The organism is Azohydromonas aeria, assembly GCF_009760915.1.
Taxonomy (GTDB): domain Bacteria; phylum Pseudomonadota; class Gammaproteobacteria; order Burkholderiales; family Burkholderiaceae_C; genus Azohydromonas; species Azohydromonas aeria.
Genome location: NZ_VIDQ01000033.1, coordinates 65,405 through 72,013, shown reverse-complemented (window position 1 = coordinate 72,013; position 6,609 = coordinate 65,405). Strand labels below are relative to the sequence as shown.

The 6,609-nt window shown below is 72.2% G+C and carries 6 protein-coding genes; 3 read left to right on the top strand and 3 right to left on the bottom strand.

Annotated elements, in window-relative coordinates; genetic code table 11:
• Positions 1-34: 34 nt before the first annotated feature.
• Positions 35-1,003 (bottom strand): DUF3293 domain-containing protein, encoded by a 969-nt coding sequence (locus FJ694_RS19265; RefSeq protein ID WP_157268941.1) that lies wholly within the window; start codon positions 1,001-1,003, stop codon positions 35-37.
• A gap of 161 nt (positions 1,004-1,164) precedes the next feature.
• On the opposite strand from FJ694_RS19265, the gene FJ694_RS19260 reads away from it, so the two are divergent.
• Both FJ694_RS19260 and FJ694_RS19255 read left to right on the top strand, forming a co-directional pair.
• Positions 1,165-1,548: a type II toxin-antitoxin system RelE/ParE family toxin gene (locus FJ694_RS19260; protein ID WP_157268940.1), complete on the top strand. Its 384-nt coding sequence runs from the start codon at positions 1,165-1,167 to the stop codon at positions 1,546-1,548.
• Positions 1,532-1,864: a helix-turn-helix domain-containing protein gene (locus FJ694_RS19255; RefSeq protein WP_157268939.1), complete on the top strand. Its 333-nt coding sequence runs from the start codon at positions 1,532-1,534 to the stop codon at positions 1,862-1,864. Before FJ694_RS19260 ends, FJ694_RS19255 begins: the two co-directional genes overlap by 17 nt.
• Positions 1,865-1,919: 55 nt before the next feature.
• Here the strand turns inward: FJ694_RS19255 and FJ694_RS19250 are convergent, their stop codons facing one another.
• A complete protein-coding gene (locus FJ694_RS19250; protein WP_157268938.1) occupies positions 1,920-4,523 on the bottom strand; it encodes an ABC transporter permease in 2,604 nt (867 codons plus the stop codon).
• A 93-nt stretch (positions 4,524-4,616) separates the two neighbouring features.
• Between FJ694_RS19250 and FJ694_RS19245 the strand changes: the two genes are divergently transcribed.
• Complete coding sequence (locus FJ694_RS19245; RefSeq protein WP_157268937.1) at positions 4,617-5,459, top strand: dioxygenase family protein; 843 nt, start codon at positions 4,617-4,619, stop codon at positions 5,457-5,459.
• Position 5,460: 1 nt separating this feature from the next.
• Here FJ694_RS19245 and FJ694_RS19240 read toward each other — a convergent pair whose 3' ends face one another.
• Positions 5,461-6,603: a spore photoproduct lyase family protein gene (locus FJ694_RS19240; RefSeq protein WP_198320905.1), complete on the bottom strand. Its 1,143-nt coding sequence runs from the start codon at positions 6,601-6,603 to the stop codon at positions 5,461-5,463.
• Positions 6,604-6,609 lie beyond the last annotated feature (6 nt).

The window sequence follows — 6,609 nt, the reverse complement described above, 5'->3', positions numbered from 1 at the left end:
CCCCTGGCCGCGCCTTTTACGATTTCAGCGTGCGTCAGCTCGCCGCGTACTCCTCGCGCGCGAGCTCGCGCATGAAGCCCGGACGCAGCCACAGCCGCGGCGCCGCGTCGATGGCCGCCACCACGGCGGCGTTCTGGCCGAACTGGTCCATCAGCCGCTGCAGCAGCGCCGGCGGCGCGTCGAACACCGCCAGCAGCGGCTCGCCCGTGTCCTCGGCGGCTTCGCCGCGGGCGCGCCCATGGGCCGCCACGCAAGCCAGGCCCTCGGCTTCCAGCGCGGCACGCAGCGCGTCCTGGCGCCGCGCGTTCTCGCCCGGCGGCAGCGGCTCGCTCAGCGGGTTGCAGGCGGTCAGCACCGCCACGCCGCGCGCGCCCCGCCCGGCCAGGAAGCCGGCCAGCGCGGCGTTGGGCTCGCCCGGGTGCAGCGGCTGATCCAGCCCTTCAATGAAGTAGTCGGTGCCGGCATAGCCGGAGAGCAGGTGGTCGGCGTCTTCCGGCGCCTGCGCCCCGGGCTCGGCCGAAAGGCCCCAGGCGTCGTCGTCGGGCGCCGGCGCGTCGGGGTAGGCGTCGGCATGCGCCAGCACGCACGCGGGCGAGTGCAGCGCCGCGTCGTCCAGCCCGGGCGGGCACGGCAGGGGCACGGTGGCCGGCGCCGCCACGCCGACGCCGCCGGGCTTGAGCTGGCGCTGGCGCGCGGACTCGTCGGTCCATTTCGACTTGCGGTATGCCACCACCCTGGCGCCGGCCTCTTCGAGCAGCGCCAGCGCCTCCTGCGTGAACACCGTGCCCACGGCCAGCACGCCGTCGGCGGCCGGGGCGCCGAGCCGGCGCAGCGCCTTGCGCACCGGCGGCGACGACACCACGTCGCGCGGCGCGTGCGCGAACAGCAGCAGCGAATAGCGGCCATCGGGCCGGGCGGCCTTGCGGACCGCGTCGCGGTAGGCCGGCGGCACGGCGTGGGGGAGCTTGTCAGCGGGAATCTGGGCGCGGATGACGGGCTTCATGTCCTGTGATGCGAGCAAGCGGTGGGCTCGCCAGGGTAGTGCCAAGCCACCTCTCCCGGGGCTTACCGGGAGCGGGCTGCAACAGCCTCAACAACACCCCGCCGCTGACCTCAGCCTTCGGCTCAACGAATATGTATGCCACCAAGTGGCATAATTCCTAGATGAGACGGGTTTTCAAGACGCGTCACTTCGACCGCTGGATGCGCAAGGCACGGTTGCCTGACCAAGCGCTGTGCCGGGCAGTGGACGAAATGGCTGCGGGCTTGATTGATGCCGACCTGGGTGGTGGCGTCGTCAAGAAGCGGATCGCGCTCCCGGGACGAGGCAAGAGCGGCGGCGCAAGAACCCTGCTGGCGACGAACAAGGGCAGTCGATGGTTCTTCGTTTTCGGATTCGAGAAGAACGTGCGCTCGAACATCAGCGACCAAGAGCTTGAGGCGCTGCAAGACCTTGCCACCGACCTTCTGGCCAGAACAGTGCGTCAACTGGAAGCGGCCATGATGGACGGAACACTTCTGGAGATTTGCCATGACGACGAGGCCTAGGTCTGCCAAAGCAAAGAGCCGGATCCTGGAAGCCGTGCATGACACGGCCGCCGATCTGCACCGTCTGGGCTTCATCGACAAGCGCAAGATGCGCAAGTACGACGCCTTGTGCCTGGATCCGGTGCCCGAATACGACGCGTGCCGGATCCGCGCCTTGCGTGAGAGCCTGCAGTTGAGCCAGGCCGTGCTGGCGTCGGTGCTCAACACGAGCCTGTCAACGGTGCGCAAGTGGGAAATCGGCGACAAGAAGCCCAGTGGTCCTTCCCAGAAGCTGCTCAGCCTCATCGAGCGCAAAGGCCTTGAAGCCGTGCTTTGAACAGTCCTGACACGGCAGTCCGGGGCCGCTCGCTGCAGGGCAGCCCCCGGCGCCCTTACTCCGCCGCCCTCCTCAGCGTCTGCACCACCGGCCGCGTCAGCACCCCCCTCAAACCCCACCAGCCCGCGGCCAGCGCCAGCAGCGCGCCGGCGAGCGTGCCGGCCAGCGGCACCAGCGCCGAGCCGTTCCAGGCGAAGTCGAAGGCGTACTTCGCCAGCGCCCAGCCGACCGCCACCGCCGCGACCGAGGCCAGGAAGCCGGCCAGCGCGCCCACGCCCAGCAGCTCCGCGCGCTGCACGCGCTGCAGCAGCGCGCGCCCCGCGCCCAGCGCGCGCATCACGGCGTACTCGCGCTCGCGCGCCTCGCGCGTGGCCGACACGGCGGCGAACAGCACCACCAGCCCGGCGGCCAGCGTGAAGCCGAACAGGAACTCCACGGCGCGGATGACCTGGTCCAGCACCGCCTGCACCTGGCCCAGCGAGGCCGAGACGTCGATGTTGGTGACGTTGGGAAATTCGCGCACCAGCCGGTTGTCGAAGCCCGCCACGTCCGGCGCGCGGTAGGCGGCGATGTAGGTCGTGGGCACCTCCTCCATCTGCGCGCGCGGGAACATCACGAAGAAGTTCACCCGCATCGAACCCCAGTCCACCTTGCGCAGGCTGGTGATGCGGCCCTCGTGCTGCACGCCGGCCACGTCGAAGCGCAGACGGTCGCCGAGCTTGAGGCCCAGCGTCTGCGCCAGGCCCTCCTCCACGCTCACGGCGTCGGGCTCGTCGGGCGTCCACTTCCCGGCGGCGAGCTGGTTGTGCACGGGCATCGCGGCGTCGTGGCTGAGGTTGAACTCGCGCTCCACCAGCCGCTGCGCGCGCTCCTCGCTCCAGGCGCCGGCGCGCACGCCCTGGCCATTGATGGCCACCAGCCGGCCGCGGAACATCGGGTACCAGTCGTAGCCCTTCACGCCGGCCTCGGCCAGCATCTGCCGGAACGGTTCGCCCTGGTCCGGCTGCAGGTTGATCACGAAGCGGTTGGGCGCGTCCGGCGGCGTGGCCTGGCGCCAGCTGTCGATCAGGTCCGTGCGCAGCAGCACCAGCAGCACCAGCGCCAGCAGCCCCACCGCCAGCGCCGACACCTGCAGCACCGCGAAGCCCGGGCGCGACGCCACCTGGCGCGTGGCCAGCACCAGCCAGCGCGGCGCCTTGCGCGCGCGCGGCACCGCGCGGCGCAGCAGCACCACCGCGCCCCAGGCGCACAGCGCGAAGAGCGCCACCGCGCCGGCGAAGCCGCCCACGGCGATCAGGCCCATCTTCAGGTCCGACGACGCTGCCACCAGCAGCGCCGCGAAGCCGCCGGCACCGGCCAGCAGCACCGCCAGCGACGCGGCCTTCAGCTGCCCCACGTCGCGGCGGATCACGCGCAGCGCCGGCACGCGCGCGAGCTGCAGCACCGGCGGCAGCCCGAAGCCGAACAGCAGCGTCAACCCGACGCCCAGACCGAAGGCCGCGGGCTGCCAGCCCGGCGCGGGCAGCGTGGTCTCCACCAGCGAGCCCAGCAGCAGCACGAAGCCGAAGTGGATGGCCCAGCCCGCGGCCACACCCAGCACGCTGGCGATCAGACCCACGGCGCCGAACTCCAGCACGTAGGCCGACGCGATGGCGCGCTGCGGCAGGCCCAGCACGCGCAGCAGCGCGCAGTCGTCGAGGTGGCGCTGCGCGAAGTCGCGCGCGGCGATCGCCACCGCCACCGCGGCCAGCAGCGCCGCCAGCAGCGCCACCAGGTTCAGGAACTTGTTGGCCCGCTCCAGCGTCTGGCGCATCTCCGGGCGGCTGTTCTCCAGCGACTCCACGCGCAACCCGCGCAGGCCCTGCGCCTGGATCTGCGCCTCCGCCCAGTCCGTGTAGCGCCGCGCCGCCGCGGCCCCGTCCCCGTCGCCCGCGGCCGCCACGGCCAGCCGGTAGGTGACGCGGCTGGCGGGCTGGATCAGCCCCGTGGCCACCAGGTCGGAATCGCGCAGCAGCGCGCGCGGCGCGAAGCTCAGGAAGCCGGCGCCGCGGTCGGGCTCCAGCGTGATGACGCGCTCGATGCGCAGCCGGGCGTCGCCCAGCAGCAGCTCGTCGCCCAGGCGCAGCTGCAGCGCGTCGAGCACCGCGGCGTCCACCCAGACGCTGCCTGGCGAGGGGATGCCGTCGGCCGGGCGCGACGGGCCGTCGGCCGCGTCGCGCACGCGCAGCTGGCCGCGCAGCGGGTAGCCCTCGGACACCGCCTTGACCGCCACCAGCCGCGAGGCGCCGCCCTTGTCGTCGGGCGCCAGCGCCATGCTCGGGAACGAGGCGCTGCGCGCGGTGCGCAGGCCCTGCGCGCGTGCCTGGGCCTCGAAGTCCGCCGGCACGGGCTTGTCGGCGGCCACCAGCGCGTCGCCGCCCAGCAGCGCGCCGGCATCGCGCTCCAGCCCGGCATTGAGCCGGTTGGCGAAGAAGCCCACCGCCGTGAGCGCGGCCACCGCCAGCAGCACCGCGACCACCAGCAGCCGCAGCTCGCCGGCGCGCAAGTCGCGCCAGGTCTGGCGCCAGGCCAGCTTCACGACGGAAGGTTTCAGGGGGCGGCTGGCGGTGGCGGGCGCCAGCGGCAGGGCGGCATCGGGCGGCAGGGCGGGCGAGCTCATGCGAGGGACGATACCCGAGCCCCTTCAGCGGGCTGAATGCCGGGTGCAAAGCCCCGCAACGGGCCGTGTGCGCCGTCCTGCTTCAATGGCGGCATGAACGCATTACCTTCGATCTTCCTGTCGCACGGCTCGCCCATGATCGCGCTGGAGCCCGGCGCGGCCGGTGCCTTCATGCAGCGCCTGGGGCCGGCCATCGACGCCGCCTTCGGCCGCCCGCGCGCGATCCTGGCCGTGTCGGCGCACACCCTCACGCGCGAGCCGGTGCTGCTGGCCGCCGCGCGCCACCACGCCGTGCCCGACTTCGGCGGCTTCCCGCAGGCGCTGCACGAGATGCGCTACGACGCCCCGGGCGAGCCGGCGCTGGCCGAGGAAGTCAAGGCGGTGCTGGCCGAGTCCGGGGTCACCGCGCACGTGGTGAACGAGGGCGGCCTGGACCACGGCATCTGGACGCCGCTGCGCTACCTCTACCCCGATGCCGACGTGCCGGTGCTGCCACTGGCCTGGATGCCGATGGCGCCGCCGGCGCGGCAGTTCGCCCTGGGCGAAGCGCTGGCCGCGCTGCGCGCGCGCGGCGTGCTGGTGCTGGGCAGCGGCTCGATCACGCACAACCTGCGGCTGCTGACCACCTTCACCGGCCGCGCGCCGCTGGACGCGCCGGAGAAGCCGGAGAGCGCTGCCTTCCGGCACTGGTTCGCCGAGCGGGCCGCGGCGCGGGACTGGGACGCCCTCTTCGACTACCGCGCGCAGGCCCCGCACGCGGCGCTGATGCACCCGACCGACGAGCACCTGCTGCCCTGGTACGTGGCGGCCGGCGCGGGCGGACGCGAGGTGGAGCCGCTGCGGCTGCATGAGAGCCATGCGTATGCGGCGCTGGGGATGGATGCGTATGGGTTTGGAGAAGAGGCCGAGAGGCTGCGCGAGGCGCTGGCGGCGTGATTCAGAACGCGTAGCGAATCGGGCACCCCGGCAGCCCCTGCTCCAGCAGTTCCCGAAAGATGTTCACCATCTTTCCCTTGAGCCCGGTGCGGTAGCGCACGTTGTCCGCACCGTTCTCGCTGCGTTTCACTTCCTGCAGCTTCGGCACCCAGAGCATGACTTCCGCCTTCGGGTGCCAGCCCAGGTTCACTTCGTGCAGCGCCTCGTTGTGGGTGAGGAAGATCACCTCGGCAGCAATCTGGGCGCGGGCCTTGGGGGAAAGCACGTCGGCCACCTGCTGGAACAGCTCGGCGTAGTCGGCGCGCCAGCCCTCGTACACGATCACCGGGCTGAAGTTCAGGTGCACCTCGTAGCCGGCCTCGACGAAGTCGTTGATGGCGGCAATGCGCTCCGCGACCGGCGAAGTGCGCACGTCCACCACCTTGGCCGCGCGCTGCGGCATGAGCGAGAAGCGGATGCGCGTCTTGCCCTGCGGGTCGTAGTCCAGCAGCTCGCGGTTGACGAACTTGGTGGCGAACGAGCCCTTGGCATTGGGAATGCGCCGGTACAGCGCCACCAGGTCGCGCACGTTGTCCGACACCAGCGCGTCGGCAGACAAATCGCCGTTCTCGCCGATGTCGTAGACCCAGTACACCGGATCGACCTGGTTCGGCTCCGGCTTCGGGCCGAGCTTCCCGGCGTGGCGCACCAGCGCGTCGGCGATCTGTTCGATGTTGACGAAGACCGTCACCGGGTTGGCGTAGCCCTTGCGGCGGGGAACGTAGCAGTAGGCGCAGGCCATGGCGCAGCCGTTGGAGCTGCCCGGCGCGATCCAGTCGGCGCTGCGGCCGTTCAGGCGCACGCTCATGGACTTGCGCACCCCCAGCACCAGCACGTCGCGCTTGGTGCGCAGCCACTCCCCCACCAGCCCCTCGTTGCCGTGCAGGCCGGGGATGTTCCAGTGCGACGGCACCTCGATGCGCTCGGCCTCGGGGAAGCGGGCCAGGATCTCGCGCCCGCGCTGGAAGCCCTCCACCGCGGGCTCCAGGTAGATCGTCTTCACCCGCAGCAGCGAGGCGGCACGGGGGTCGGCAACGGCGGCGGCGGCGGCGGCGGGCTCCATGCCGAACAGCGGCAAGGCATGTTCCGTGCGGCGGGCCACCATGCCGCC

What these genes read in the sequence shown, in the direction of transcription:
- FJ694_RS19265 (WP_157268941.1), bottom strand. Translation starts at nt 1,003, where the DNA reads ATGAAGCCCGTCATCCGCGCCCAGATTCCCGCTGACAAGCTCCCCCAC.
- FJ694_RS19260 (WP_157268940.1), top strand. Translation starts at nt 1,165, where the DNA reads ATGAGACGGGTTTTCAAGACGCGTCACTTCGACCGCTGGATGCGCAAG.
- FJ694_RS19255 (WP_157268939.1), top strand. Translation starts at nt 1,532, where the DNA reads ATGACGACGAGGCCTAGGTCTGCCAAAGCAAAGAGCCGGATCCTGGAA.
- FJ694_RS19250 (WP_157268938.1), bottom strand. Translation starts at nt 4,523, where the DNA reads ATGAGCTCGCCCGCCCTGCCGCCCGATGCCGCCCTGCCGCTGGCGCCC.
- FJ694_RS19245 (WP_157268937.1), top strand. Translation starts at nt 4,617, where the DNA reads ATGAACGCATTACCTTCGATCTTCCTGTCGCACGGCTCGCCCATGATC.
- FJ694_RS19240 (WP_198320905.1), bottom strand. Translation starts at nt 6,603, where the DNA reads ATGGTGGCCCGCCGCACGGAACATGCCTTGCCGCTGTTCGGCATGGAG.